Source organism: Pedobacter rhodius (genome assembly GCF_027213645.1).
Taxonomy (GTDB): Bacteria; Bacteroidota; Bacteroidia; order Sphingobacteriales; family Sphingobacteriaceae; genus Pedobacter; species Pedobacter rhodius.
In genome coordinates this window covers 46,033-70,856 of record NZ_JAPWGL010000007.1, presented here as the reverse complement: position 1 = coordinate 70,856, position 24,824 = coordinate 46,033, and the positions used below count along the sequence as shown (strand labels likewise).

Sequence of the window (24,824 nt, the reverse complement as noted above, 5' to 3'; positions counted from 1 at the left end):
AAATGAATTCATAAAACTTACAGATGATTGGTTTGTGAGGACACAAACCAAGGCGTTGTATAGTTAAAAAGCCACTTCGCAATGACGATCGGGCTTAACTTAGGCGATGGAAAGGAAAAACCATCATCCCGATCCCATTTTACATCTTAAGGCACTATTTCTTCCAGGTAACTTTCAACCGGCGGACAAGCACATATTAATGAGCGGTCACCGTGACTGTCGTTAACACGTCCAACTGATGGCCAGAACTTGCGTTCTAAAACATAAGGAAGCGGAAATGCAGCGGTTTGACGGCTGTAAGCATGTTCCCATTCATTAGCCGTAATTACGGCAACAGTATGTGGTGCATTTTTAAGTGGATTATCAACTTTATCTAAAGTACCATTTTCAACTTCACTAATTTCTTCTTTAATCGCGATTAGCGCCTCACAGAACCGGTCTAACTCATGTTTAGGCTCCGATTCGGTAGGCTCAACCATTAAAGTTCCGGCAACCGGGAATGAAACCGTTGGTGCATGGAAACCATAATCCATTAAACGTTTTGCGATATCAGTTACCTCAATTCCGAAGGCTTTGAACGAACGGCAATCTAAAATCATTTCGTGTGCACAACGACCTTGAGCGCCTGAATAAAGTACAGGATAATGTTGCTCCAATCGAGCTTTCATGTAGTTCGCGTTTAAAATTGCATATTTTGTCGCATTGGTTAATCCATCAGCACCCATCATGGCGATGTAAGCGTGAGAGATAATCAGAATTGATGCTGAACCCCAAGGTGCAGATGACACCGCAGAAATTGATTTCCCTTTATCAATATCAACCACAGCATGCCCAGGAAGGTAAGGAACCAGGTGTTTTGCTACACCGATTGGACCCATACCAGGACCGCCACCACCGTGAGGGATGCAGAAAGTTTTATGCAAATTTAAATGACAAACGTCGGCACCAATATTAGCCGGGCTTGTTAAACCAACCTGTGCATTCATGTTCGCACCATCCATATAAACCTGTCCGCCGTTAGCATGAATAGTTTCACAGATTTCAATAATGCTTTCTTCGAATACACCATGAGTTGATGGATAAGTGACCATCAAACACGATAAGTTTTCTTTATATAATTCTGCTTTCGCTTTTAAATCTTCAACATCGATGTTACCGTTTTCTAATGATTTTACCACAACGATTTTCATATCAGCCATTGCTGCAGATGCAGGGTTTGTACCATGGGCTGATGCAGGAATTAAGGCTACGTTACGGTGGAAATCACCCCTGTCGTGGTGATAAGCACGGATAACCATCAAACCGGCATATTCACCCTGAGCACCGGCATTTGGCTGTAAACTCATTGCTGCGAAACCGGTAATTTCGCTTAGCCACTTATCCAATTCGTTGAAAATCGAATAGTAACCCAATACCTGGTCGGCCGGAGCGAATGGATGAATACGACCGAAGTGAGACCAGGTAACCGGGATCATTTCTGCCGTAGCGTTTAATTTCATGGTACAGCTACCCAAAGCAATCATCGAGTGACAAAGTGATAAATCTTTTGCCTCTAAAGATTTGATGTAACGCAACATTTCATGTTCTGAATGGTGCGAGTTGAAAACCGGATGTTTCAAATATGCTGAAGTACGTTGCAATGCCGAAGGAATAACGGTTTCCACATCTTCGATAACTTCAACCTGATCAGCAGCAACAGCCTTTACCTTTGCAAAAATTCTGGCAATTAACCTAATATCTTCGAAAGTTGTGGTTTCATCAATCGAAATTGTGGCTACATTACCTACATAATTTAAATTGATTTCGTTATCTAAACAACCTGAATGAATACCACCTTTTAAATCGCCCAAATCGAAGCGAATGGTATCAAAATAAGCAGAATTTAACTGCTCGTAACCTAAGTTTTTTAAGGTTGAGGCCAAACTTACGGCCAAACCATGTGTACGTTCTGCGATTGCTTTTAAACCTTTCGGACCGTGATAAGCAGCATAGAAACCTGCCATAATCGCCAATAACGCCTGTGCAGTACAAATGTTTGAAGTTGCTTTATCTCTACGGATGTGCTGCTCGCGGGTTTGCAAAGCCATACGTAAAGCGTAATCGCCATGGCTATCGATGGTTACACCGATTATACGACCCGGGATTGAACGTTTATACTCGTCTTTAGTTGCGAAAAAAGCGGCATGTGGCCCACCGAAACCCATCGGAATACCGAAACGTTGCGTGGTACCTAAAACGATATCAGCGCCCCATTCGCCCGGAGGCGTTAACAAGGTTAAGCTTAAAATATCTGCCGCAACGGTTAATTTAATATTTTGATTATGCAGTTCTGCCGCAAAATCTTTATAATCGAAAACCTCTCCGTTTCCTGCCGGGTACTGAACAATTGCACCGAAAAAATCTTCGGTTGCAACGAAATCCAAATGGCTTCCAATAACCAATTCAATACCGTAAGGATTGGCACGGGTTTTTAAAATATCTATTGTTTGGGCAAAAACCAATTCAGATACAAAGAATTTTTTTGCTGCCTGACTTTTACGCGTACTGTATTGCATAAACATTGCTTCAGCAGCTGCCGTACCCTCATCTAAAAGTGATGCATTGGCAATTTCCATTCCGGTCAAATCGATAACCATGGTTTGGAAATTTAACAAAGCCTGTAAACGACCCTGCGCAATTTCTGCCTGATAAGGTGTATATTGCGTATACCACCCCGGGTTTTCGAATACGTTACGTAAAATTACACCCGGTGTAATGGTATCGTAATAGCCCTGACCGATAAAGCTTTTGAAAACTTTATTTAACAACGAAGTTTGTTTTAAAGCACCAAGATATTCAGTTTCTGATTTCGCTGCAGGCAAATTTAAAGGTTGTTTTAACCTGATCGCCGTTGGAACAGTTTGTTCAATCAGCTCATCAATAGAATTTACGCCAACAGTTTGCAACATTTCGGCTGTATCTGCCTCATTTGGCGCAATATGACGATTTTGAAAATCTTCCTTGTAATGGATATTTAAGCTCATGCGGTATGAATAATAAATTTCGTGCAAAGGTAGGAAAAACGATGTTGTATTTCGCTATGTATTCGTGTAAAAAAGGTGTCTTATTTACGTTTAAAAGCGACAAAAAAGGTAGATTTTAAGGCTGAGCCGAGGTCAAACGTTTGAGTGTTTTTTAATAAAATTTTATAATCTGTAAGCTGACGGCATAAATTGGTGAAAACTTCGACGGCCGTATTTACCTGGTAGCAGCCAGCCGCGTATATCCGGACCCGACAGTCATAAATATTCCCCAATTTATTGTATCTTCAATACAAAAAACATAAATAAAATGCAAATAACAGCGCAAATCATAATCGGCTTAATTGCCCTTATACACATCTATATTCTTTGGCTTGAAATGTTTGCATGGACAACCAAAGCCCCAAAAATTTTTAAAACCATCCCAAAAGAATTGTTCCCGCAGACCAAAATATTAGCAGCAAATCAAGGTTTATACAACGGTTTTTTGGCGGCAGGCTTAATCTGGTCATTATGCATCAGCGATCATCACTGGAAATTTTATGTCGCCATATTCTTTTTAACCTGTGTAATTATTGCTGGAATCTACGGAGCAGCAACAGCCAGTAAAAGAATTCTTTATGTGCAATCTATCCCGGCTTTGGTCGCCTTGATTTTATTGCACTTATAGGTCTGTTAAAACCATAATTTCACTTTAATTATATAAGACATTGAAGATTCATTTAAGCTTAGGTATTATAAAAAATTTACAAATAGCTCCCGACTACAAATGTTGACAGGTTTGTCATTCTGAACGTAGTGAAGAATCTTCAGGCGATGAAACACAATCGTAAATTAAACCACCGCCGGAAAAATGCAAGTGCAGTATTTTAGTACAAAACCAATAGAATAGGGATTCTTCGTGCCTCAGAATGACAGCAAAATTAAAGCTTGCCATGGCCTCAATTATGCATTTAAAAATTCTAACTTATCAGCATGAGGAATAATTCAAACTACAACTCTAACAACCGCTCTAAATGATGATACCCAATTCCAAAATAGGCTTTACTTGCTTTAATCTTTTCTAAAATCTCATCCTTGTTTTTTGCTCCTTTATCTTTGCTCTTAATTCCGACAACAAGCACATTCTTCGGTGTATGCGCATCAGAAATAAATTCAAATACTTTTGTTTTATAGCCAAAGTATTCTAAAATTAAAGCACGGATTCCATCCGTAACCATTTCCGCCTGACGCTCTAAAAAGATGCCATATTTGGTTAAAAATGAGACATCATTCCGCACTTTGTTTTGCTCAATTTCCCTGCGGATTTGTTTATGGCAACAGGGTGCAACCACAATCAATTCTGCATTAGCTTTAATGCCTTTGAAAATGGCATCATCCGTAGCCGTATCGCAAGCGTGAAGCGCAATTAATAAATTTACATCCCCGGCATTATAATCTTCAATCGTTCCCTGAACAAAATTCAACTTATCAAAAGCAGACTTATCGGCAACAGTATTACACAAATCCACCATATCCTGACGGTACTCAACTCCAACAACCTCAGAATTTAGATTTAAAACCGAATGCAAATAATCATATAAGGCAAAAGTTAAATAGCCTTTACCTGAACCCATATCAGTAACTTTTTTAATCGTACCTTCTGGTAACTCCTTTATTAAGGAACTTAAAATTTCGATATAATGATTAATCTGACGGAATTTATCTTGAGCATTTTTAAAAACCTTCCCTTCTGCATCTGTAATTTTTAATTCAGTTAAATAAGATTTAGATTCAGATTTTATAAGCCGGATTTTCTCTTTATCGTGATTGGCATCCGGAACTTGTTTGGTTGACGCTAATGTTTCTCTTAAAACAACTTTGCCATTATTCAATTCCTCAAAAATTAAATCTTTTTCAATTGTAAAAAGTGTTCCGATTTTGAAACCTGTGTTCAGGTATTCCGAAATTAAGTTTATGCCTTCAAACAAATCGAAGTTTTTCACAACATCACGTGTTTTGTAGCGGAATGTAAAAGCTAATTTATCTTCCCGCTTAATCACAACCTTACGAACAAGAATTTGCCTTAATTCCGCTTCCATTCCTTTATAATTCCCCAAAGAAATCTTAACAAATTTTCCTGCCGACAAGCTAAATTCTAAGGCTGAAATAAATTGTTCTATATGCGCTGAAAATACCATTGATAAATTTTAAACCGCAAAGATAACAAGTTATTTAGCCAAACCCGGCATTATCTATAATGTACCAGCCATGCAGCCGGCTAAGTCTAATAAACATCAGAATTTGAAAATTAAATGAACAATAGCCGTTACACTTTTATTAAGCTGTAATTCACTAATACGATTTAGCTAATACCTAAAGCTAATTTAATCTGTAATGATTCCAAATAACAATTGAGTGTTAAGTCTCTTTTTTTTAACAAAATTTAGCCCTAGATTAGATTTATTTAATTCTTCAAACCCTATTCATGAGTGACTTTCAGATAAAAAAATCGCCAACTGTTTACGATGCCATTGTTGTTGGTTCGGGTGCAGGTGGCGGGATGGCAGCATATGTACTTGCAAATGCCGGCCAAAAAGTTTTAATGCTCGAAGCTGGTCAATATTTCGACCCTAGATTAGATTCACATCAGTTAAAATGGCCATGGGAATCGCCTCGCCGCGGTGCAGGAACAACGCGTCCGTTCGGCGATTTTGATGCCTCTTATGGTGGTTGGGAATTAGAGGGTGAACCTTATACTCAAAAAAACAAAACAGAATTTGAATGGTTCCGATCGCGTATGCTTGGTGGACGTACCAATCACTGGGGAAGGATTTCACTAAGAATGGGTCCTGAAGATTTTAAACCAACAGATGGATTAACTGACGATTGGCCAATTACGTATGACGATGTAAAACCTTTCTACGATAAAGTTGACCGCATGATTGGCATATACGGAACTGTTGAAGGTATAGCGAGTGAACCTGACGGTATTTTCATGAAACCACCTAAGCCTCGTTTAAATGAATTATTTATAAAAAAAGGCGCAGAAAAAGCCGGTGTAAGGGTAATTACCGGTCGCGGCGCGGTGATGACAGAATCCATAAAAGGCAATAACGACCGTGCACCTTGTTTTTACTGCGGTCAGTGTGGCAGAAGCTGCAAAGTTTATGGCGATTTCTCAGCATCATCCTGTTTGGTTATTCCGGCAGTAAAAACCGGTAATTTAACCGTAATTACCGACGCGATGGTTCGTGAAGTGATTACAGATAAAGATGGCACGGCTAAAGGTGTTTCTTATGTAAACCGAAAAGATTTACAGGAATATCAGGTTAATGGCAAACTGGTTATACTGGGTGCCAGCGCATGCGAATCTGCCCGTATTCTGTTAAACTCCAAATCTTCAGCACATCCTGGCGGCCTGGCGAATAGCAGCGGTGTTGTCGGAAAATATTTACACGACTCTACCGGTGCCGGCGTATCCGGATTCCTTCCGCAATTAATGGATAGAAAACGTTATAATGAAGATGGTTTAGGAAGTGTACACATCTACTCCCCATGGTGGCTGGATAATAAAAAATTAAACTTCCCCCGTGGTTACCATATTGAATATGGCGGCGGAATGGGTATGCCATCATATGGTTTCGGAGGCGGCGTGCCGAAAATAAACGGGATGGTTCCGGATAGAAATGGTAACAAAAAGGAAGCAGGAGGTTATGGCAAATCATTGAAAGATGATTATCGCCGCTTTTATGGTACCGGCGTAAGTATGGCAGGCCGTGGAACTGCAATAGCCCGTGAGGATAATTATTGCGAAATCGACCCGAACATGGTTGATAAATATGGCATTCCTGTTTTGAGATTTAATTACAAATGGGCTAAGGAAGAAATTCTCCAGGCAAAACATATGCAGGAAACATTTTTATCCATTATGAAAGAAATGGGTGCTGTTGTTACCTCTGAAATTCATGGGCCAGATACGAACTATGGTTTATTAAATCCGGGAAAAATTATCCACGAAGTTGGAACGATTCGTATGGGCGATGATCCTAAAAAGTCAGCGTTGAACAAATATTGCCAGGCACACGATTGCAAAAATTTATTTGTGGTTGATGCAGGTCCTTTCGTACAACAGGGTGATAAAAATGCAACCTGGACTATCCTGGCTTTATCAATGAGAACTGCAGAATATATTTTGGCACAAAAGAAAAAACAAAACATTTAACATGAACAGACGAGATTCCATAAAGGCCCTAGGCTTAACGGCCTTAAGTACCTCGGTACTGGTTGAAGCCTGTAAACAACCCGAAACTAAAACCGAAGTTGCAGCGACTGAAGAAACGGCTAAAGAAGCAGGAAAAGAGCAATGGGAAGTAGATAGAGATAAAAAACTTAAAGCGGAAACATTTTTTACCAAACATGAAATGGCAACGATTACCGTTTTGGCTGATATTATTATCCCTAAAGATGCTGTTTCCGGAAGCGCATCTGATGCAAAGGTTCCTGAGTTTATCGAATTCATCGTAAAAGATATCCCTGAACATAAAGTGCCAATGCGTGGTGGCCTAAAATGGCTGGATATTTATTGCTTTAACAAATTCGAGAAACCATTTGTGGAAGCATCTGAAAGGGAGCAGCTATCAATTGTTGATGAAATTGCATACCCTAACAAAGCCCGCCCTGAAATGCAGGCTGGTGTCGCATTTTTTAATAAAATGAGAGATTTAACCGCCTCAGGTTTTTATACAAGTGAAATCGGGGTAAAAGATATTGGCTATGCTGGAAATGCGCCAAATCAATGGGCTGGTGTACCTGATGATGTATTGAAACAATATGGCATGCAGAACGTGAAGATATAATAAGAAAATCGTCATTTCGACCGAAGCGGAGAAATCTTTGTAATTGACAATTAAACAAATTCAAAGATTTCTCCATTCCGCTGCGCTCCAGTCGAAAAGATGACTTATTGCGCTATCAAAATTAAACCCTTTCCTTTTTCAACAGGAATCAGTTTTCCTGCCGGATAATTTCCGGCTGTCTGAAATTTGTCAATATTTGGTGCTGAAATTTTTACCTTATCAGCACTCAAACCTAATTTGCTCCAATCGATAGTTAAGTTAACTTTAGTATCACTTTCATCCCAACTGGCCAAAGCGACCATCATTTTACCTTTTTGCTTATAAACAGTAGCCAAAACTTTCGGGTTATCCGTTTTGACAGGACAGTTTTCACTCCAGTAACCAATCATTTCCGAACCTTTAATTCCGAAATTATCCCACGCTTTCCATAATGGTTTTGGATCACTTTTTTCGGACCAACCTAAGCGACTTGTCATTCCGTAAATCATTCCACGCCAAGGGTTGCCATCATCCTGAAGCATTTCGCCCATTAAACCAAAAGGAATACCACTTACTTCTGTTAAAAAGAAATCGGGATTGTTATTCTGGTAATCGAAATATTCGCCAAACCACAACCGATTCAGGTATGGGAAATGTTCCATATACAAGATGGCACTATTATTAAAACCGTCGCTTTTATTGTATTGATTTGCCGAGTGCAAGTCGATAATACCAGGATGATTATTTTGCGTTAAAACACGCTTAATTCGTTTCATCGTCACTCTGTCAAAAGCCACATCATCCAGGTAAACCCCATCGATACCAACGTTATTTACCAACCAGTTCATGCCCTCAACATAGTAATTGTGCCAACGGTTCATGCCACTGTTAATAATTGCAGCATCTTTAATTTCGGGAACAAACCAGGCCGCGATATAATTAGAATCCAGGTGTTCCTGCAACCAGCTAAAACCCCCACCTTTTCCGGGTGAATATACTTCGTTACCTAAACTCCTAAGAGCAGGCCATTCATAGGCATGATTAGAAAGTTCTCGAACGGTATTGTAAATTTTAACTTTTAAACCTCTTGAATGTGCTTCATTAACATAGTTTTTCATTTTTTCCCATTCGATAAAAGGATAATTTATCCATGGATTAATTGGCGTAGCGTGGTGAATATTTACGACGGTTGCGCCTACAGATTTAATAGAGTCCAAATCTCCATATTTATGATAGAAACGATTATCCCATTGAAAATCTGTATTCAATAAATGGAAAGGCGTTATCAGTAGATTGAAATTGTAGTAAAGCACATCACCTTTTTTCATGGTTTGGGCACCGGTAAAATTATCTGCCAGCATGGAACTGCCTTTTACATTAATCTGTATTCCGCCTTTATTATCATTCCCCCATGTTTTTGGTAATAATAAAGGCTTCTGCAAGTAAAAATTCGTATTTAGCGGACGAATATAGTTTTCATCCCTCAGGTTATAATATAAGCCGGCATTTACATTTCCAATCCAAACGGCATCCTGGTTTTTATGCGCAACATCCCAATTCCATTTTACAGTATCTGGTCTTACACCGCCTTTTTCACCTAATCCCATTAAGTATTTTGTTGAACCTTTGTCGAATGGGATATGAAAATCCACATTGCTAAAATCAACATCTTTCAGTGCGGTAACCCTAACAACATAGTGTACATAACCATCAAATTCTAAAGCACCCTCAACATCCATTTTCAAATTATCCGACGTATTGGTTGTCGTCCACTTTACCGTTCCGGCTTCCCTACTCGTGATTTGAAAATTGCTTGGAACAAATTTTTCCTGATTTTGAGGTGTATTATAAAAGTGAAAATGAATTGGTTCAGCTAAAATTTGATTTGGTATTTCCATATAGCCAGTCATTTCCGAATTAAAGAAAGTTTGAATTTGCTTCGGAAAACCATCTGTGTTAATCTCAAACTTTCTACCCAATAGTGAAATTACATTTCCATCAACCTTCAGCGGCGTGTAAGGTGCAACAACGGTATTTGCCTGTGCCATAGTTGAATTTAACCAGGTTAAACGGGTTTGTTTATTTGGCGTTCCTACGCCGGCATCAACCAAAACTTTGTCAAGAACGGTTAATTTTACATCGATAATTTTTGATTTCCCATTAGATTTCACGGTAAACTTTCCATTGTAAATCCCCGCTGATGTTGTTTTAGGAAGGTCTACTGTGATCCATATTGGTTGTACTTTTCCTGCTGCCACCTGTACGATTTGAGTTAATGGTTTGTTATCGTAACTTGTCCCATTGGTGTTTAAACAGTTGATGTATTTTGCTGAAATTATTTTTCCGCTAGGCGCTTTTAAATCGCTAAACGTAACTTTAACATCTTTTAAATCTTTCAAAGCATAAACGCCCAGTTGAAACGCGTAATTTTCGCCTCTACTTGCTGAACCAATAAATGAAGTTGAAACACCTTTTTGGACCCATCGATAAGGCAAGTCATTCTGCATTTTGATTGGAAATAGTCTATCCTCGGGAAATACAATAAATGCTTCTGATAAATATTTGCCTTTTATACTTGCGGTTTCTTTCGCTGTGGCGATAACTTCCATCGGATAAAAGGAGTTAAAGGCATCGATAGATTGAATTTCCAGCACGGTAGCATTGAGATTAACCTGATTTGATTGATTTAATTCATGTTTTTCTGCTTTCAAATAAACACCCTTTGGATAGTTGCTTCTACCCTCATTTTTATAGGGCATATAGTAAACAAAGTATTTTCCTTTTATAGTTGCTTCAAAATAAATATCTACGCTTTCCCTGCTTAAATTTTCCGCACCCAAAACATTGATATTTTTACCGTGAGCATCTTGAATAATTATTTTCTTCCGCTCCGGGTGTTCATCTCTTCTACGCCAATCTATTTTTACATGAGCAACCTTTCCTACTCCATTAAACTGAACAACTACCCGATGGTTACCTAACGAATCAGGATTCCATGCATTATTGCCATTAGTATATTTTAAGATTTGGGCGTTTGAGGCAAACGCAGAACAAATGAAAAGAATCAGGAAAAGCTTAAATTTCATTATGATTTATTTTAAGCTAATTTATAGATACATAGTCGAAAAACAGCTATGTAATAAAAAAATGAGGCAAACGTTTGCTCAGCTTATACGTCACTGTATTGGCTAACTCCTTGCCATCATAGTTCGGAAGAACGACAAAGCATTTTTAAAACAAGCGCCATAATTAAAGGACTAAGATAGCTTCGTACCTCGCAATAACGATAAAACAATGCATAAAAAAAGTCCTGTTCTTTCGAACAGGACTTTTTAAATTTTTGATAAGCCTTTCCCTTTGGGAAGAGTTTAATTGAGGCCTATTCTCCTTTTGGTTCTTCAGTAGCAGGTGCTTCTTCAGTAGTCGCTTCTGGTGCAGTTTCTTCAACAACTTCAGCTTTTGCCTCTGTAGCTTTAGGAGCAGCAGCTGATTTACTTCTACCACGACGAGTTGTTTTCTTCTCTTCTTTAGCCTCTGCATCTTTACCGTAAACTGTATTATAATCTACCAGTTCAATTAAAGCCATTTCAGCGTTATCACCTAAACGGTTATTTAATTTAATGATACGAGTATAACCACCCGGACGATTTGCAACTTTTTCAGCAACTTCGCGGAATAAGATTGTTACTACTTCTTTATCTTGTAAATAAGCAAATACGGTACGACGTGAGTGTGTTGTATCACTTTTAGATTTAGTGATAATTGGCTCAACATAAGTACGTAAAGCTTTTGCTTTAGCTAAAGTTGTTGTAATTCTTTTGTGCAAAATAAGTGATGAAGCCATGTTCGCTAACATCGCCTTTCTGTGGCTTGCGGTTCTACCTAAGTGGTTTACTTTTTTACCGTGTCTCATTGTTTTTTAATTGAGTGTATACCGTCTCGTTGCAATTAAGCTGAGGGAATTATACACTGTGAAATAATATTTAATTTCTTAAGTCCCCTTTTAGGGAATTTAGGGGTTATTCTTCGTCTAATTTAAATTTAGACAGGTTCATGCCAAATGATAAACCTTTTGATTTTACAAGTTCCTGAATCTCTGTTAAAGATTTTTTACCGAAGTTTCTGAATTTTAACATGTCAGCTACATCGTAAGATACTAAATCAGCTAAAGTACGGATATCAGCAGCTTTCAGGCAGTTTAATGCTCTAACGGAAAGATCCATATCCACTAATTCAGTTTTAAGGATTTTACGCATGTGTAAAATTTCCTCATCAACCTCTTTAGTTTCTTCTTTTGCCTGAGATTCTAATACCAAGTTCTCATCAGAGAATAACATAAAGTGTTGGATAAGAATTTTAGCCGCCTCTTTCAGTGCTTCTTCAGGGTGAATTGAACCATCTGTAGAAATATCTAATACCAATTTCTCATAATCCGTTTTTTGTTCAACACGGAAGTTTTCAATTGTGTATTTTACGTTTTTCATTGGTGTGTAGATCGAATCGATAGCGATAACACCTACAACAGCATCAGCAACTTTATTTTCTTCAGCAGGTACATAACCACGTCCTTTATTGATGGTTAATTCCACTTCTAAAGTTACAGATTTATCCATGTTACAAATAACATGCTCAGGATTTAATACTGTAAAATTGTTAGAGAATTTAGTAATATCACCAGCTTTGAATTGATCCTGACCATTAACAATGATGAATACTTTTTCAGCATCACCAGAATCACCGGTTTTCTTAAAACGAACTTGTTTTAAGTTTAAGATGATATCAGTTAAATCTTCTACAACACCTTTCATGGTAGAAAACTCATGCGAAACGCCTGAAAAACGAATAGTAGTAATAGCATAACCTTCTAACGAAGAAAGTAAAATTCTTCTCAAGGCATTACCAATTGTTACACCGAAACCGGGCTCTAAAGGACGAAATTCAAATATGCCATCGAAATCAGTTGATTTCTGCATGATCACTTTGTCTGGTTTCTGAAATGCTAAAATTGCCATTTATATTTTTTTAAATTCGTTATTGAATATATCGTAATATGAAAAAAGTTAATTACCCTTTTGAGGTAATTAACTGTATTATTTATTACTTTGAGTATAACTCGATGATTAAGTTTTCCTTAATGTTTTCAGGAATCTCGTCGCGTTGAGGATAAGTTAAGAACTTACCGGTTAACTCGCCAGCGTTCCACTCTAACCAGGCAAACTTATTAATTGTTCTGCCTGCAACTGAGTTACTGATTGATTCTAAAGATTTTGATTTCTCACGAACCGCAACAACATCACCAGCTTTTAACTGATATGAAGGGATATTTACAACTTCACCATTCACAGTTACGTGTTTATGGCTAACTAACTGGCGTGCACCAGAACGGGTTGTTGCAATACCTAAACGGTAAACCGTGTTGTCTAAACGTGCTTCTAATAATTGAAGTAAGTTATCACCTGTGATACCTGCACGTGAAGATGCTTTTTTAAATAAGTTACTGAACTGCTTTTCTAATACACCATAAGTATATTTTACTTTTTGTTTCTCCATTAACTGGATAGCATACTCAGATTGTTTTCCTCTTCTTTTTGATGAGCCATGTTGCCCAGGAGGATAATTTTTTCTGTCTAACACCTTATCAGGACCGAAGATTGGTTCTCTGAATTTACGGGCGATTTTTGATTTTGGGCCTGTATATCTTGCCATTTTTTTTCTGTTTTAAAGTATCATCCAACCTGTAGCTGGAGATTCTTAGCTTTAAAATTAATTAAACTCTTCTCTTTTTAGGAGGACGACATCCGTTGTGAGGAAGTGGTGTAATATCTTTAATAGATGTTACTTCGATACCTGCTACTTGCAAAGTTCTGATTGCAGATTCACGACCTGAACCCGGACCTTTTACAAATACTTCAACCTTACGTAAGCCTAAATCAAATGCTACTTTACCGCAATCTGAAGCGGCCTGACCAGCTGCATACGGTGTGTTCTTTTTAGAACCTTTAAAGCCCATTTTACCAGCAGAAGACCAGGAAATAGTCTGTCCGTTGTTGTTTGTTAAGGTAACGATAATGTTGTTGAAAGTAGCATTGATATGCGCCTGACCAACAGACTCAATTACAACGATACGTTTTTTTGTTACTTTTTTACTCTTAGCCATTTTCTTATTTATCGATTTTTGATTTACGATTTTAGATTTGGGAACTAACAATCGTAATTCGTAAATCTAACATCTGAAATCTACTTTCTATTTAGTAGCTTTTTTCTTGTTAGCAACTGTTTTTCTCTTACCCTTACGAGTACGTGAGTTATTTTTAGTACGCTGACCACGAGAAGGCAAACCTTTTCTGTGACGTAAACCGCGGTAACAACCGATATCCATTAAACGTTTAATGTTTAACTGAACCTCAGAGCGTAAAGCACCTTCTACTTTAATCTCATCGTTAATCATCGTACGGATTGCCGATAACTCATCATCAGACCAATCTTGCACTTTTTTGTTGAAATCGATACCTGCAGTAGTTAAAATACGTTGTGCAGTTGTTTTACCAATACCGTAGATATAGGTTAAACCAATCTCTCCTCTTTTGTTTCTTGGTAAATCAATACCTGAAATCCTTGCCATATTTATTAATTTTTTGTAGTAATTCCGAACGGCGGGCCACCGTTGTACGGTTGATTACAATATTTTAAATTACCCCTGACGTTGCTTGTATTTAGGATTTTTCTTGTTAATCACGTAAAGTTTACCTTTACGGCGAATAATCTTACAATCAGCGCTACGTTTTTTAATTGATGATCTAACTTTCATTTTATTTGTATCTATAAGTGATGCGGCCTTTTGTTAAATCATACGGCGACATCTCTAGTTTTACTTTATCACCAGGAAGAATTTTGATGTAGTGCATCCGCATCTTTCCCGAAATGTGCGCAATAATCTCATGCCCGTTCTCGAGTTCTACTCTGAACATCGCATTGGATAATGCTTCTCTTATTACTCCGTCTTGTTCAATTGAGGCTTGTTTAGCCATATTTTATTGATTGTTACTTAATTAGCTGCTTCTAAACAGGGTTGCAAAATTAAATAAAAAATTTTAATTATTTATTTTTTTTTGTTGTAAAACTTCTTCTATTATAGAAAAGGTCGATAAAACATCTGCCTGGCCCTTTTTAATCGCTACTGTATGTTCAAAATGTGCTGAAGGTTTATTATCCTTGCTGGTAACTGTCCAGCCGTCACTATGAAATTTAACGCCTGCAACGCCTGCGTTAATCATCGGCTCAATTGCGATAACCATTCCTTCTTCAAGTTTTGGTCCGCTACCGCGTTTTCCATAATTCGGAACTTCCGGTTTTTCATGAAGTTTTACACCTACACCATGACCTACAAGCTCTCTTACCACACCAAATCCGTTTGCTTCTGCATGCTGTTGCACGGCAAACCCGACATCACCAACTCGCATCCCGGAAACTGCTTTTTCAATAGCCAATTCAAGGCATTTTTTTGTAACCTCTACCAGCTTCTGCTTTTCAGCATCTATCTCACCTATTGAAAAGGTATATGCTGAATCGCCGAAATAATTGTTTTTGATTACACCACAGTCAACTGAAATTAAATCGCCTTCTTTAATTACGTAATCGCTCGGGAAACCATGAACAACCTGTTCATTTGGCGATATGCATAAAGAATAAGGAAAACCATTATAGTTTAAGAATGCCGGAATTGCGCCGTTATCACTCATAAACTCGTAAGCAAGTTTATCCAATTGATTTGTTGTAACTCCGGGTCCGATAATTTTAGCTACTTCCGCCAATGTTTTCGAAACCAAAAGAGAACTTTCCCTTATTAACTCTATCTCTTCGAGAGATTTGTAATAAATTTTAGACATTCATCTTTAGTTTTGAATGTATGAATTTTAAATGAGTGAACCACCAGTTGCTGACGTTCACTCATTCTATTATTCAAAATTCAATAATTCTTAAATTACAACGCTGCGTTGCTGCTCGCTGCCGGAACACCTGTTCTGCCTGTAACACGACCCGTTTTCATCAAACCGTCGTAATGACGCATTAACAGATAACTTTCAATTTGTTGTAAAGTATCCAAAACAACACCCACTAAGATTAGTAACGATGTACCACCAAAGAAATGAGCAAACTCTTGTTTAATACCAAATTTAACGGCTATCGAAGGCAATACAGCAATAATTGCTAAAAATACAGCACCTGGAAAAGTAATTTTAGAAATTACATCATCAATAAAAGTTGATGTTGCAAAGCCAGGTTTAACACCTGGTATAAAACCACCGTTTTTCTTCATATCATCACTCATTTGAGTTGGATTTACAGTAATTGCTGTATAGAAGAAAGTAAATGCGATAATTAAGAAAGCAAAAGTTAAGCTATATGCTAGCGATGTTGTGTTACTGAATTGGATTAACCACGAACCCTGTAATGACGGGACAAATTGGATTAAAGCACCCGGAATAAACATTAATGCCTGAGCGAAAATGATTGGCATTACACCTGCTGCATTAACCTTTAACGGAATGTACTGACGTACACCACCAAATTGACGATTGCCAACTATCTTCTTTGCGTATTGCACAGGCACCTTACGAACCCCTTGCACGATTAAAATAGTAAACATCACAATCGCAAATAAGGCAACAACTTCCAATACTAACGCAACCGGACCACCACCTGTACTTGCCGCACCAACTTTATCAGAAAATTCCTGACTAATTGCCTGAGGTAAACGAGCAATGATACCAGTCATGATAATCAAAGATGTACCGTTGCCAATACCTTTATCTGTAATTTTTTCACCAAGCCACATTACGAATAATGTACCTGCTGTTAATACAAATGTAGATACGACATAAAACATCGTTTGACTCATTACAGGCAAAATTGCTTCTGCCGGCACTTGTGTTTTAACATAGCCAACCGATTGAACAATCGTGATGGCTACCGTTAAATAACGTGTAATCTGGTTCAGTTTTTTTCTACCACTTTCACCTTCTTTCTGCATTTTTTGGAAAGTCGGAACAGCAATACCTAATAGTTGCACCACAATCGATGCAGAGATATAAGGCATTACCCCTAAAGCCAAAATAGAAACACGAGAGAAAGAACCTCCGGCAAACATATCTAGTAAGCCTAAGATACCTGACTTTTCGTTAGCGCCTAAAGCTGATGGATCTACACCTGGTAAAACCACGTGAGATACGAAACGGTATACCAAAAGAATCATGACCGTAAATAATATACGCTCTTTTAATTCCTGAATTTTCCAGATATTACTTAAAGTAGTAAATAGCTTCTTCATTTAATAATTACAATTTTACAATTGAACCACCTGCTGCTTCAATAGCTTTTTGTGCGGTTGCAGAAAACGCATGTGCTGTAACTTCTAATTTTGCTTTTACTTCGCCACGACCTAAAACTTTTACCAAGTCATTTTTAGAAGCTAAACCATGCTCTTGTAAAGCAGCGAAATCAATTGTAGTTAAATTGAATTTTTCTGCCAAACCTTGTAAAACATCTAAGTTTACGCCAACATATTCTGTACGGTTAATTGGCTTGAAACCAACCTTAGGTACACGACGTTGTAAAGGCATTTGACCACCTTCGAAACCGATTTTAGTAGAGTGACCAGAACGTGAACCGGCACCTTTGTGACCACGGGTTGAAGTACCACCACGGCCTGAACCTGTACCACGACCAATTCTCTTACTGTTTTTTGTAGAACCTTTTGCAGGTTTTAATGTATTTAAATTCATTTTTTTGAATTTGTGTTGCCCTTCGCTTTCACTAAACAGGTACAACGATTAAACATGTATAAAGCTGGTTCAGATTTTTGTCTGTACCAGCTTTAATTTTTTTATTAAATTGCTTCGATAGCCACTAAGTGGTTCACTTTGCGAACCATACCAATAATTTGTGGTGTAGCTTCTACTTCAACACTTTGGTTCATTTTAGATAAACCTAAAGCCTGAACGGTTCTTTTTTGGCGCTCGCTTCTGTCGATAACGCTTTTTACCTGTGTTATTTTGATCTTAGCCATGATATTATCCGTTAAAAACTTTGTTTAAATCGATACCACGGGTTTGGGCTACTGTATAAGCATCACGCATTTTAGTTAATGCATCAACAGTTGCTTTTACCACGTTGTGAGGATTTGATGAACCTTTAGATTTCGCCAATACGTTATGAACGCCAGCACTCTCTAATACCGCACGCATTGCACCACCTGCAATTACACCGGTACCTACTGCAGCTGGTTTGATTAAAACAAAACCACCTGAGAATTTACCGATTTGCTCGTGAGGAACAGTACCATTTAAAATTGGAACTTTTACCAAGTTCTTTTTAGCATCATCCACACCTTTAGCAATTGCTTCAGTTACTTCTTTCGCTTTACCTAAACCGAAACCAACAACACCGTTCTCATCTCCGACAACAACAATTGCTGAGAAGCTGAAAGTACGACCACCTTTGGTTACTTTGGCAACACGTTGTATACTAACCAAACGATCCTTTAATTCGATATCGGTGGTTTTTACTCTTTTTATATTAATAGTTGACATCTTACTTTTTCTTCAGATTAAAATACTAAACCAGCTTCGCGAGCACCTTCTGCTAACGATTTCACACGACCGTGGTATAAATAGCCGTTTCTATCGAAAACAACTTGTTTAACACCAGCAGCAATTGCTTTTTCAGCAACTAATTTGCCTACTGCTACGGATTGGTCACTTTTGTTACCTGTTCCAGAAAAATCTTTTGATAAAGATGATGCTGAAGCTATTGTTGTACCGGTTACATCATTAATTACCTGCGCATAAATCCCTTTATTGCTTCTATATACAGATAACCTTGGACGTTCTTCTGAACCGGTAAGTCTTTTTCTGATCCCTTTTTTAATACGATCTCTTCTTGATAATTTTTTACCTGCCATGATTACTATTTTTTAGATGCTGATTTACCTGCTTTTCTTCTTAATACTTCACCTACAAACTTGATACCTTTACCTTTATATGGTTCTGGTGCACGTAACGAACGGATTTTCGCTGCTACTTGTCCAATCAGTTGTTTGTCAATACTTTCTAAAATAATTTTAGGTGTCTGACCTTTTTCTGATGAAGTGGTTACTTTAATCTCTTCCGGTAATTGAAATACATAATGGTGAGAATAACCTAAAACCAAGTCTAATGTATTACCTGTGTTTGTAGCACGGTAACCAACACCTACTAATTCCTGAGTTAATTTGTAACCTTCTGTAACACCAATAACCATATTGTTAAGCAATGAACGGTATAAACCATGTAATGCTTTGTGTTTCTTTTGTTCTGAAGGACGGTTTACTGATAAAATTCCATCTTCCTGACTTACAGTGATATCTGAATCTACTGTTTGTGTTAATTCACCTTTTGGGCCTTTTACAGTTACTACGTTATCTTTAGATATGGTAATTGTAACACCTGAAGGGATTGTAATTGGGGCTTTTCCTATTCTTGACATTGTGCTGTTCTCCTAATAATTAATAAACGTGACACAATACCTCACCACCAATATTTAATTTGGCTGCTTCTTTATCGGTCATTACACCTTTAGAAGTAGATAAGATTGCGATACCTAAACCGTTTAATACTCTTGGCATATTTTCAACACCAGCATAGTTTCTCAAACCTGGTTTACTAATTCGCATCAAAGTACGAATAGCAGGAACTTTAGTAATCGGATTGTATTTCAAAGCAATTTTAATAGTGCCCTGAACTGTAGTATCTTCAAACTTATAGTTCGCGATGTAACCTTTATCGAAAAGAACTTTTGTAATTTCTTTTTTAAGGTTTGATGCAGGAATTTCGACAACACGGTGGTTGGCCTTAATGGCATTCCTTACTCTTGTTAAATAATCTGCTATTGGATCTGTATTCATTTTTTATTGTTTTTGATAGTGGTTTCCTTCTGCTACCCTGCTGTGGGACCTGCTATCGGTTAAATTCATTTTTTAGTATCAAGACATAAGCATCAAGTATCAAGAAACCATTCGGTCTTGATACTTGATACTCAGTACTAGCTACTTTATATTACCAAGATGCTTTTTTAACACCTGGTATTTTACCGTCTAGTGCCATTTGGCGGAACGTAACCCTTGAAATACCAAAGGTACGCATGTAACCACGTGGACGACCAGTTAACTTACAACGGTTGTGTAAACGTACCGGAGATGAATTTTTAGGTAATTTATCTAAACCTTCGAAATCTCCCGCAGCTTTTAAAACTGCACGTTTTTCAGCGTATCTAGCTACCAATTTTTGGCGCTTAACTTCGCGTGCTTTTACACCTTCTTTTGCCATTATTCTGCTGTTTTTTGATTTTTAAATGGTAATCCGAATTGCTTCAATAACTCTAAAGCTTCAACGTCAGATTTTGCCGAAGTTACGAAAGTTATATCCATACCTAAAATTTTATTGATTTTATCGATATTAATCTCCGGGAAGATGATTTGCTCTGTTACACCTAAAGTATAATTTCCTTTACCATCAAAACCTTTATCATTGATACCTTTGAAATCACGAATACGTGGTAACGCAACAGAAATCAAACGATCCAGGAACTCATACATATTATTATCGCGTAAAGTAACACGTACACCTACCGGCATACCTTTACGTAACTTAAAGTTTGAAATATCCTTTTTAGATTGTGCCGGAACCGCTTGCTGACCAGTAATGGTAGTCAACTCAACGATTGTGGTATCCATAATCTTTTTATCCGTTACAGAAAAACGACCAACTCCCTGATTAATACAGATTTTTTCCAATTTAGGAACCTGCATTACAGTTTTGTACTGAAATTTTTCTTTTAATGCACTTACAACTTCTTCTTTGTATTTGCTTTTTAATCTTGGTGTAGTAGCCATTATTTAATCTCCTCTCCTGATATTTTAGCAACTCTAACCAATTTACCATCTGCGTTAAGTTTACGACCTACGCGGGTAGCTTTACCAGATTTTGGATCAACCAACATCAGGTTAGAAATGTGAAGAGCAGCTTCTTTTTTAATAATACCACCGTTAGGATTTGCAGCATTTGGTTTAGTATGTTTAGATACTAAGTTAATGCCTTCTACAATGGCTCTGTTTTTATCTATTTGTACTGAAAGTACTTTTCCTTGCTGACCTTTTGAATCGCCTGCAATTACTTTAACTAAATCTCCAGTGCGGATTTTAAGTTTTGATGGTGTATTTATTACTTTGTTTCCCATTTTACAATACCTCCGGTGCTAATGATACAATTTTCATGAATTGTTTTTCACGTAGTTCTCTCGCAACCGGGCCAAAGATACGTGTACCTCTTGGCTCATCCTGTGCGTTCAATAATACAGCAGCATTGTCGTCAAAACGGATATAAGAACCATCTTTACGACGGATTTCTTTTTTAGTTCTTACAACAACTGCCTTAGAAACTGTACCTTTTTTAATATTACCTGACGGTAAAGCGCTTTTTACAGTAACAACCACTTTATCACCAATTGAAGCATAACGTTTGCCGGTTCCACCTAGCACGCGAATTACTAATACTTCTTTAGCGCCGCTGTTATCAGCAACGTTTAATCTCGATTCCTGTTGTACCATCTTATTTAGCTCTTTCTAAAATTTGTACCAATCTCCAGTTCTTGTTTTTACTCAAAGGACGAGTTTCCATAATCAATACAGTATCACCGATACCACATTCGTTTTTCTCGTCGTGAGCCATAAATTTGGTAGTTTTCTTTACGAACTTACCATAAATCGGGTGTTTTACTTTACGTTCCACGCTCACTACAACAGATTTATCCATCTTGTTGCTTACCACCAACCCGGTTCTTGTTTTTCTTAATTGTCTTTCCATTTCGACTCTCAAATTAATTAGTTTCAGTAGCTGACTCAGCGTTTTTCACTTTAGTCAGTTCAGTGTTTAAACGGGCTATGTCTTTCCTTACTTTTGCAATGCGTGAAGGATTTTCGATAGCTGAAATAGTGTGAGCGAACTTTAATTTTGACAAGTTCTCTTTTTCTTCCGCAATCTTAGCTACTAATTCTTCTTTTGAAAGCCCTGTGATTTCTGAATTTTTCATTTTTATTTTTCTTTACGGTTGAGTGTAGCGGTTATAATAAACAAGTATTTACAACATTCATCTCAACAACTTTACTATGCTTCTACGTAATCTCTACGTACTACAAATTTTGTTTGGATTGGTAATTTCTGAGCAGCTAAGCGTAATGCTTCTTTAGCAACTTCTAAAGGCACACCTTCAGCTTCGAAAATTACACGTCCTGGTCTTACTACTGCAACCCAGTACTCAGGAGCACCCTTACCTTTACCCATACGTACTTCAGCAGGTTTTTTAGTTACCGGTTTATCCGGGAAAATCCTGATCCATACCTGGCCTTCACGTTTCATGAAACGAGTTACGGCAATACGGGCAGCCTCTATCTGGCGACTTGTGATCCAAGTTGCTTCTAAAGATTTGATACCGAAAGATCCGAATGCTAATTCAGCTCCACGTGAAGCTAAACCCTTCATTCTGCCTTTTTGCATCTTCCTGAACTTCGTTCTTTTTGGCTGTAACATTTTATTTTGTTCTAATCGTTAAACGATGTTAATAAATCAATTATTTACGAGGACCTCTGTTAGCGCCTGCGCCACCACCTCTGTTTGCACCCGGACCGCCTTGACCTGGGCCACGACCACCACCTTGGTTTCCACCACGTCTGTCGTTACCACCACGTCTGTCGTTTCCGCCACGGTTATCTCTTCCACCGAAAGCTGGTTTATCTGACTGGCCTTTTGGACCGTTGTTTGTTGCACCAATGTTTGGAGACAAATCACGTTTTCCATAAACCTCACCTTTACAGATCCAAACTTTAACACCTATTTTACCGTAAGTGGTTAAAGCTTCTGCTAAAGCGTAATCAATATCAGCACGGAATGTATGCAAAGGCACTCTTCCTTCTTTATATTGCTCAGTACGTGCCATCTCAGCACCACCTAAACGACCAGAAGTCATGATTTTAATACCTTCAGCACCCATACGCATTGTTGATGCGATAGAAGATTTCATTGCTCTACGGAATGAGATCCTTGCTTCTAATTGTTTTGCAACACCTTCTGCAACTAATTGTGCATCAAGCTCAGGGCGTTTAATTTCGAAGATGTTAATTTGAATTTCCTTTTTAGTTAATTTCTTTAACTCTTCTTTAATTTTATCAACCTCAGCACCTGCTTTACCGATTACGATACCCGGGCGAGCTGTGTGGATAGTTACAGTGATACGTTTTAACGTACGCTCAATAACTACTTTTGCAACACCACCTTTAGCAATACGGGCAGAAAGGTATTTTCTTATTTTCTCATCTTCAACTAATTTATCGGAGTAGTTGTTGCCACCGAACCAGTTAGAATCCCATCCTTTGATGATACCTAACCTGTTACCTATTGGATTTGCTTTTTGTCCCATTTCCTAAAATTAGTTTTGAGTTGTTTCTGTACTTTTACTATCTACAATCAGCGTTACGTGGTTAGAACGTTTACGAATTCTATATCCACGGCCTTGAGGAGCCGGACGTAAGCGTTTAAGCTGACGGCCGCCATCTACCATAATTGTTTTTACAAACAGTTGGTTTTCTTCAGGGCGAGCACCTTCATTTTTAGATTCCCAGTTTTTGATAGCAGATAATAATAATTTCTCAACTCTTATTGCTGCTTCTTTATTGGTAAACTTTAAAATGCTTAATGCTTTTTCTACACGTTCACCTCTGATAAGATCTACAACCAAACGCATCTTACGCGGTGAGGTTGGACAATTGTTTAATTTTGCTATTGCTTCCATTGTCTAATTATTTTTTCTTTTCAGCGTGTCCTCTGAATGTTCTGGTTGGAGCAAATTCTCCCAACTTGTGACCAACCATGTTTTCTGTAACGTACACAGGAATAAATTTATTACCGTTGTGTACTGCAAATGTATGATTAACGAAATCTGGTGAAATCATTGATCTACGAGACCAAGTTTTGATTACAGACTTTTTGCCTGAATCATTCATAGAGTTTACTTTTTTCTCTACGTTATGGTCAATATAAGGTCCTTTTTTTATCGAACGAGCCATTATTTCTTCCTTCTCTCTATGATGTAACGATTAGAATATTTTTTAAGTTCTCTGGTTTTGTAGCCTTTAGCTAAAACACCATTTCTTGAACGAGGGTGACCACCTGATGATCTACCTTCACCACCACCCATTGGGTGATCGACAGGGTTCATCGCTACCGGTCTGGTTCTCGGACGACGGCCCAACCAACGTTTACGACCAGCTTTACCTAATACTTCGTTTGCGTGATCTGAATTAGATACAGCACCAATAGTAGCAAGACAAGTAGTCAGGATTAAACGGGTTTCGCCAGAAGGCATTTTTAAAGTCGCATATTTACCATCGCGGGCAGCTAATTGTGCGTAAGCACCTGCACTACGGGCTAATTGTGCGCCTTTTCCAGGGTGAATCTCCACGTTGTGGATGATAGAACCTAATGGAATGTTCGATAATTTTAAAGTGTTACCTACTTCCGGAGCTGCAGTATCGCCCGATAATAATACCGAACCAACTTGCAATCCTTCAGGAGCAATAATGTAACGCTTCTCGCCATCTGCATAATGTAATAATGCAATGCGGGCAGTACGGTTTGGATCGTATTCCACAGTAGCCACTGTAGCAGGAATATCAAATTTATCGCGTTTGAAGTCGATTAAACGATATGATTTTTTATGACCACCACCCATGTAGCGCATAGTCATTTTTCCTGTGTTGTTACGTCCACCAGACTTGTTTGATGATACAACCAATGATTTTTCGGGCTTGGTTGCTGTAATCTCCGTAAAGCTGGCACCAACTCTAAAGCGGGTTCCCGGAGTAACTGGTTTAAATTTTCTTAAGCCCATAGTTATAATT

At 38.0% G+C, this 24,824-nt stretch carries 32 protein-coding genes; 3 read left to right on the top strand and 29 right to left on the bottom strand.

The genetic code is table 11. The annotated features are described in order from the left end of the window. Positions 1–146: 146 nt before the first annotated feature. Positions 147–3,023, bottom strand: coding sequence for an aminomethyl-transferring glycine dehydrogenase (gcvP, locus tag O0931_RS19710; RefSeq protein ID WP_269417189.1), 2,877 nt, complete (start codon positions 3,021–3,023; stop codon positions 147–149). A 307-nt stretch (positions 3,024–3,330) separates the two neighbouring features. Between gcvP and O0931_RS19705 the strand changes: the two genes are divergently transcribed. Further along, positions 3,331–3,690, top strand: coding sequence for a DUF1304 domain-containing protein (locus tag O0931_RS19705; protein WP_269417188.1), 360 nt, complete (start codon positions 3,331–3,333; stop codon positions 3,688–3,690). A 322-nt stretch (positions 3,691–4,012) separates the two neighbouring features. Here O0931_RS19705 and O0931_RS19700 read toward each other — a convergent pair whose 3' ends face one another. Beyond that, a complete protein-coding gene (locus tag O0931_RS19700; RefSeq protein WP_269417187.1) occupies positions 4,013–5,200 on the bottom strand; it encodes a class I SAM-dependent methyltransferase in 1,188 nt (395 codons plus the stop codon). 287 nt (positions 5,201–5,487) lie between these two features. On the opposite strand from O0931_RS19700, the gene O0931_RS19695 reads away from it, so the two are divergent. Next, complete coding sequence (locus O0931_RS19695; protein WP_269417186.1) at positions 5,488–7,224, top strand: GMC family oxidoreductase; 1,737 nt, start codon at positions 5,488–5,490, stop codon at positions 7,222–7,224. A gap of 1 nt (position 7,225) precedes the next feature. Then, complete coding sequence (locus O0931_RS19690) at positions 7,226–7,858, top strand: gluconate 2-dehydrogenase subunit 3 family protein (RefSeq protein ID WP_269417185.1); 633 nt, start codon at positions 7,226–7,228, stop codon at positions 7,856–7,858. Positions 7,859–7,962: 104 nt separating this feature from the next. Here the strand turns inward: O0931_RS19690 and O0931_RS19685 are convergent, their stop codons facing one another. The 27 genes from O0931_RS19685 to rplB all read right to left on the bottom strand — a co-directional run bounded on the left by O0931_RS19685 (position 7,963) and on the right by rplB (position 24,814). Further along, on the bottom strand, positions 7,963–10,923 hold the full coding sequence (locus O0931_RS19685) for a glycoside hydrolase domain-containing protein (RefSeq protein WP_269417184.1): 2,961 nt from the start codon (positions 10,921–10,923) through the stop codon (positions 7,963–7,965). Positions 10,924–11,216: 293 nt separating this feature from the next. Then, on the bottom strand, positions 11,217–11,750 hold the full coding sequence (rplQ, locus tag O0931_RS19680) for a 50S ribosomal protein L17 (RefSeq protein WP_269417183.1): 534 nt from the start codon (positions 11,748–11,750) through the stop codon (positions 11,217–11,219). A gap of 106 nt (positions 11,751–11,856) precedes the next feature. After that, a complete protein-coding gene (locus O0931_RS19675; protein WP_056097531.1) occupies positions 11,857–12,849 on the bottom strand; it encodes a DNA-directed RNA polymerase subunit alpha in 993 nt (330 codons plus the stop codon). An 85-nt stretch (positions 12,850–12,934) separates the two neighbouring features. Then, a complete protein-coding gene (gene rpsD, locus O0931_RS19670; RefSeq protein WP_025145206.1) occupies positions 12,935–13,543 on the bottom strand; it encodes a 30S ribosomal protein S4 in 609 nt (202 codons plus the stop codon). A 61-nt stretch (positions 13,544–13,604) separates the two neighbouring features. After that, complete coding sequence (gene rpsK, locus O0931_RS19665) at positions 13,605–13,994, bottom strand: 30S ribosomal protein S11 (RefSeq protein WP_025145207.1); 390 nt, start codon at positions 13,992–13,994, stop codon at positions 13,605–13,607. Between the two features lie 87 nt (positions 13,995–14,081). Next, the gene (rpsM, locus tag O0931_RS19660) at positions 14,082–14,459 is read right to left on the bottom strand and encodes a 30S ribosomal protein S13 (RefSeq protein WP_269417182.1); all 378 of its coding nucleotides are present in this window, start codon (positions 14,457–14,459) and stop codon (positions 14,082–14,084) included. Between the two features lie 69 nt (positions 14,460–14,528). After that, positions 14,529–14,645, bottom strand: a complete 117-nt coding sequence (rpmJ, locus tag O0931_RS19655; RefSeq protein WP_010599887.1) for a 50S ribosomal protein L36 — start codon at positions 14,643–14,645, stop codon at positions 14,529–14,531. Position 14,646: 1 nt separating this feature from the next. Continuing rightward, entirely contained in the window at positions 14,647–14,865 is a 219-nt protein-coding gene (infA, locus tag O0931_RS19650) for a translation initiation factor IF-1 (protein ID WP_010599888.1), read from the bottom strand. A 63-nt stretch (positions 14,866–14,928) separates the two neighbouring features. After that, complete coding sequence (map, locus tag O0931_RS19645) at positions 14,929–15,723, bottom strand: type I methionyl aminopeptidase (protein ID WP_269417181.1); 795 nt, start codon at positions 15,721–15,723, stop codon at positions 14,929–14,931. A gap of 95 nt (positions 15,724–15,818) precedes the next feature. Next, entirely contained in the window at positions 15,819–17,165 is a 1,347-nt protein-coding gene (gene secY, locus O0931_RS19640; protein ID WP_269417180.1) for a preprotein translocase subunit SecY, read from the bottom strand. Between the two features lie 7 nt (positions 17,166–17,172). Continuing rightward, the gene (rplO, locus tag O0931_RS19635) at positions 17,173–17,619 is read right to left on the bottom strand and encodes a 50S ribosomal protein L15 (RefSeq protein WP_056097665.1); all 447 of its coding nucleotides are present in this window, start codon (positions 17,617–17,619) and stop codon (positions 17,173–17,175) included. A 104-nt stretch (positions 17,620–17,723) separates the two neighbouring features. Then, positions 17,724–17,903: a 50S ribosomal protein L30 gene (rpmD, locus tag O0931_RS19630; protein WP_010599892.1), complete on the bottom strand. Its 180-nt coding sequence runs from the start codon at positions 17,901–17,903 to the stop codon at positions 17,724–17,726. A 4-nt stretch (positions 17,904–17,907) separates the two neighbouring features. Further along, the gene (gene rpsE / locus O0931_RS19625) at positions 17,908–18,426 is read right to left on the bottom strand and encodes a 30S ribosomal protein S5 (protein ID WP_010599893.1); all 519 of its coding nucleotides are present in this window, start codon (positions 18,424–18,426) and stop codon (positions 17,908–17,910) included. Positions 18,427–18,443: 17 nt separating this feature from the next. Then, a complete protein-coding gene (rplR, locus tag O0931_RS19620; protein WP_269417179.1) occupies positions 18,444–18,797 on the bottom strand; it encodes a 50S ribosomal protein L18 in 354 nt (117 codons plus the stop codon). A gap of 5 nt (positions 18,798–18,802) precedes the next feature. Next, positions 18,803–19,360 (bottom strand): 50S ribosomal protein L6, encoded by a 558-nt coding sequence (rplF, locus tag O0931_RS19615; protein WP_269417178.1) that lies wholly within the window; start codon positions 19,358–19,360, stop codon positions 18,803–18,805. Positions 19,361–19,379: 19 nt separating this feature from the next. Next, complete coding sequence (rpsH, locus tag O0931_RS19610; RefSeq protein WP_056869756.1) at positions 19,380–19,778, bottom strand: 30S ribosomal protein S8; 399 nt, start codon at positions 19,776–19,778, stop codon at positions 19,380–19,382. A gap of 151 nt (positions 19,779–19,929) precedes the next feature. After that, positions 19,930–20,199 (bottom strand): 30S ribosomal protein S14, encoded by a 270-nt coding sequence (rpsN, locus tag O0931_RS19605; RefSeq protein WP_025145214.1) that lies wholly within the window; start codon positions 20,197–20,199, stop codon positions 19,930–19,932. After that, positions 20,199–20,765: a 50S ribosomal protein L5 gene (gene rplE / locus O0931_RS19600; RefSeq protein ID WP_056097523.1), complete on the bottom strand. Its 567-nt coding sequence runs from the start codon at positions 20,763–20,765 to the stop codon at positions 20,199–20,201. Before rplE ends, rpsN begins: the two co-directional genes overlap by 1 nt. Next, complete coding sequence (rplX, locus tag O0931_RS19595; RefSeq protein WP_056097522.1) at positions 20,765–21,109, bottom strand: 50S ribosomal protein L24; 345 nt, start codon at positions 21,107–21,109, stop codon at positions 20,765–20,767. The genes rplE and rplX overlap by 1 nt, the downstream gene beginning before the upstream one ends. 1 nt (position 21,110) lies before the next feature. Further along, complete coding sequence (gene rplN, locus O0931_RS19590; RefSeq protein WP_010599900.1) at positions 21,111–21,479, bottom strand: 50S ribosomal protein L14; 369 nt, start codon at positions 21,477–21,479, stop codon at positions 21,111–21,113. A 1-nt stretch (position 21,480) separates the two neighbouring features. After that, a complete protein-coding gene (gene rpsQ, locus O0931_RS19585) occupies positions 21,481–21,735 on the bottom strand; it encodes a 30S ribosomal protein S17 (RefSeq protein ID WP_010599901.1) in 255 nt (84 codons plus the stop codon). Positions 21,736–21,748: 13 nt separating this feature from the next. Beyond that, positions 21,749–21,961, bottom strand: a complete 213-nt coding sequence (rpmC, locus tag O0931_RS19580; RefSeq protein ID WP_056097521.1) for a 50S ribosomal protein L29 — start codon at positions 21,959–21,961, stop codon at positions 21,749–21,751. 74 nt (positions 21,962–22,035) lie between these two features. After that, the gene (rplP, locus tag O0931_RS19575) at positions 22,036–22,458 is read right to left on the bottom strand and encodes a 50S ribosomal protein L16 (RefSeq protein WP_010599903.1); all 423 of its coding nucleotides are present in this window, start codon (positions 22,456–22,458) and stop codon (positions 22,036–22,038) included. A 40-nt stretch (positions 22,459–22,498) separates the two neighbouring features. Next, positions 22,499–23,344, bottom strand: a complete 846-nt coding sequence (gene rpsC / locus O0931_RS19570) for a 30S ribosomal protein S3 (RefSeq protein WP_269417177.1) — start codon at positions 23,342–23,344, stop codon at positions 22,499–22,501. Between the two features lie 9 nt (positions 23,345–23,353). Then, on the bottom strand, positions 23,354–23,716 hold the full coding sequence (gene rplV / locus O0931_RS19565) for a 50S ribosomal protein L22 (RefSeq protein WP_029282697.1): 363 nt from the start codon (positions 23,714–23,716) through the stop codon (positions 23,354–23,356). A gap of 7 nt (positions 23,717–23,723) precedes the next feature. Continuing rightward, positions 23,724–23,990 carry a 30S ribosomal protein S19 gene (gene rpsS, locus O0931_RS19560; protein ID WP_010599906.1) on the bottom strand — a complete coding sequence of 89 codons (267 nt, stop codon included), beginning with the start codon at positions 23,988–23,990 and terminating at the stop codon, positions 23,724–23,726. Then, a complete protein-coding gene (rplB, locus tag O0931_RS19555; RefSeq protein ID WP_269417176.1) occupies positions 23,990–24,814 on the bottom strand; it encodes a 50S ribosomal protein L2 in 825 nt (274 codons plus the stop codon). Before rplB ends, rpsS begins: the two co-directional genes overlap by 1 nt. Between the last annotated feature and the right edge of the window lie 10 nt (positions 24,815–24,824).

Coding starts and splice junctions, on each gene's coding strand:
- gcvP (WP_269417189.1), bottom strand. CDS start 3,023: ATGAGCTTAAATATCCATTACAAGGAAGATTTTCAAAATCGTCATATT.
- O0931_RS19705 (WP_269417188.1), top strand. CDS start 3,331: ATGCAAATAACAGCGCAAATCATAATCGGCTTAATTGCCCTTATACAC.
- O0931_RS19700 (WP_269417187.1), bottom strand. CDS start 5,200: ATGGTATTTTCAGCGCATATAGAACAATTTATTTCAGCCTTAGAATTT.
- O0931_RS19695 (WP_269417186.1), top strand. CDS start 5,488: ATGAGTGACTTTCAGATAAAAAAATCGCCAACTGTTTACGATGCCATT.
- O0931_RS19690 (WP_269417185.1), top strand. CDS start 7,226: ATGAACAGACGAGATTCCATAAAGGCCCTAGGCTTAACGGCCTTAAGT.
- O0931_RS19685 (WP_269417184.1), bottom strand. CDS start 10,923: ATGAAATTTAAGCTTTTCCTGATTCTTTTCATTTGTTCTGCGTTTGCC.
- rplQ (WP_269417183.1), bottom strand. CDS start 11,750: ATGAGACACGGTAAAAAAGTAAACCACTTAGGTAGAACCGCAAGCCAC.
- O0931_RS19675 (WP_056097531.1), bottom strand. CDS start 12,849: ATGGCAATTTTAGCATTTCAGAAACCAGACAAAGTGATCATGCAGAAA.
- rpsD (WP_025145206.1), bottom strand. CDS start 13,543: ATGGCAAGATATACAGGCCCAAAATCAAAAATCGCCCGTAAATTCAGA.
- rpsK (WP_025145207.1), bottom strand. CDS start 13,994: ATGGCTAAGAGTAAAAAAGTAACAAAAAAACGTATCGTTGTAATTGAG.
- rpsM (WP_269417182.1), bottom strand. CDS start 14,459: ATGGCAAGGATTTCAGGTATTGATTTACCAAGAAACAAAAGAGGAGAG.
- rpmJ (WP_010599887.1), bottom strand. CDS start 14,645: ATGAAAGTTAGATCATCAATTAAAAAACGTAGCGCTGATTGTAAGATT.
- infA (WP_010599888.1), bottom strand. CDS start 14,865: ATGGCTAAACAAGCCTCAATTGAACAAGACGGAGTAATAAGAGAAGCA.
- map (WP_269417181.1), bottom strand. CDS start 15,723: ATGTCTAAAATTTATTACAAATCTCTCGAAGAGATAGAGTTAATAAGG.
- secY (WP_269417180.1), bottom strand. CDS start 17,165: ATGAAGAAGCTATTTACTACTTTAAGTAATATCTGGAAAATTCAGGAA.
- rplO (WP_056097665.1), bottom strand. CDS start 17,619: ATGAATTTAAATACATTAAAACCTGCAAAAGGTTCTACAAAAAACAGT.
- rpmD (WP_010599892.1), bottom strand. CDS start 17,903: ATGGCTAAGATCAAAATAACACAGGTAAAAAGCGTTATCGACAGAAGC.
- rpsE (WP_010599893.1), bottom strand. CDS start 18,426: ATGTCAACTATTAATATAAAAAGAGTAAAAACCACCGATATCGAATTA.
- rplR (WP_269417179.1), bottom strand. CDS start 18,797: ATGGCAGGTAAAAAATTATCAAGAAGAGATCGTATTAAAAAAGGGATC.
- rplF (WP_269417178.1), bottom strand. CDS start 19,360: ATGTCAAGAATAGGAAAAGCCCCAATTACAATCCCTTCAGGTGTTACA.
- rpsH (WP_056869756.1), bottom strand. CDS start 19,778: ATGAATACAGATCCAATAGCAGATTATTTAACAAGAGTAAGGAATGCC.
- rpsN (WP_025145214.1), bottom strand. CDS start 20,199: ATGGCAAAAGAAGGTGTAAAAGCACGCGAAGTTAAGCGCCAAAAATTG.
- rplE (WP_056097523.1), bottom strand. CDS start 20,765: ATGGCTACTACACCAAGATTAAAAAGCAAATACAAAGAAGAAGTTGTA.
- rplX (WP_056097522.1), bottom strand. CDS start 21,109: ATGGGAAACAAAGTAATAAATACACCATCAAAACTTAAAATCCGCACT.
- rplN (WP_010599900.1), bottom strand. CDS start 21,479: ATGGTACAACAGGAATCGAGATTAAACGTTGCTGATAACAGCGGCGCT.
- rpsQ (WP_010599901.1), bottom strand. CDS start 21,735: ATGGAAAGACAATTAAGAAAAACAAGAACCGGGTTGGTGGTAAGCAAC.
- rpmC (WP_056097521.1), bottom strand. CDS start 21,961: ATGAAAAATTCAGAAATCACAGGGCTTTCAAAAGAAGAATTAGTAGCT.
- rplP (WP_010599903.1), bottom strand. CDS start 22,458: ATGTTACAGCCAAAAAGAACGAAGTTCAGGAAGATGCAAAAAGGCAGA.
- rpsC (WP_269417177.1), bottom strand. CDS start 23,344: ATGGGACAAAAAGCAAATCCAATAGGTAACAGGTTAGGTATCATCAAA.
- rplV (WP_029282697.1), bottom strand. CDS start 23,716: ATGGAAGCAATAGCAAAATTAAACAATTGTCCAACCTCACCGCGTAAG.
- rpsS (WP_010599906.1), bottom strand. CDS start 23,990: ATGGCTCGTTCGATAAAAAAAGGACCTTATATTGACCATAACGTAGAG.
- rplB (WP_269417176.1), bottom strand. CDS start 24,814: ATGGGCTTAAGAAAATTTAAACCAGTTACTCCGGGAACCCGCTTTAGA.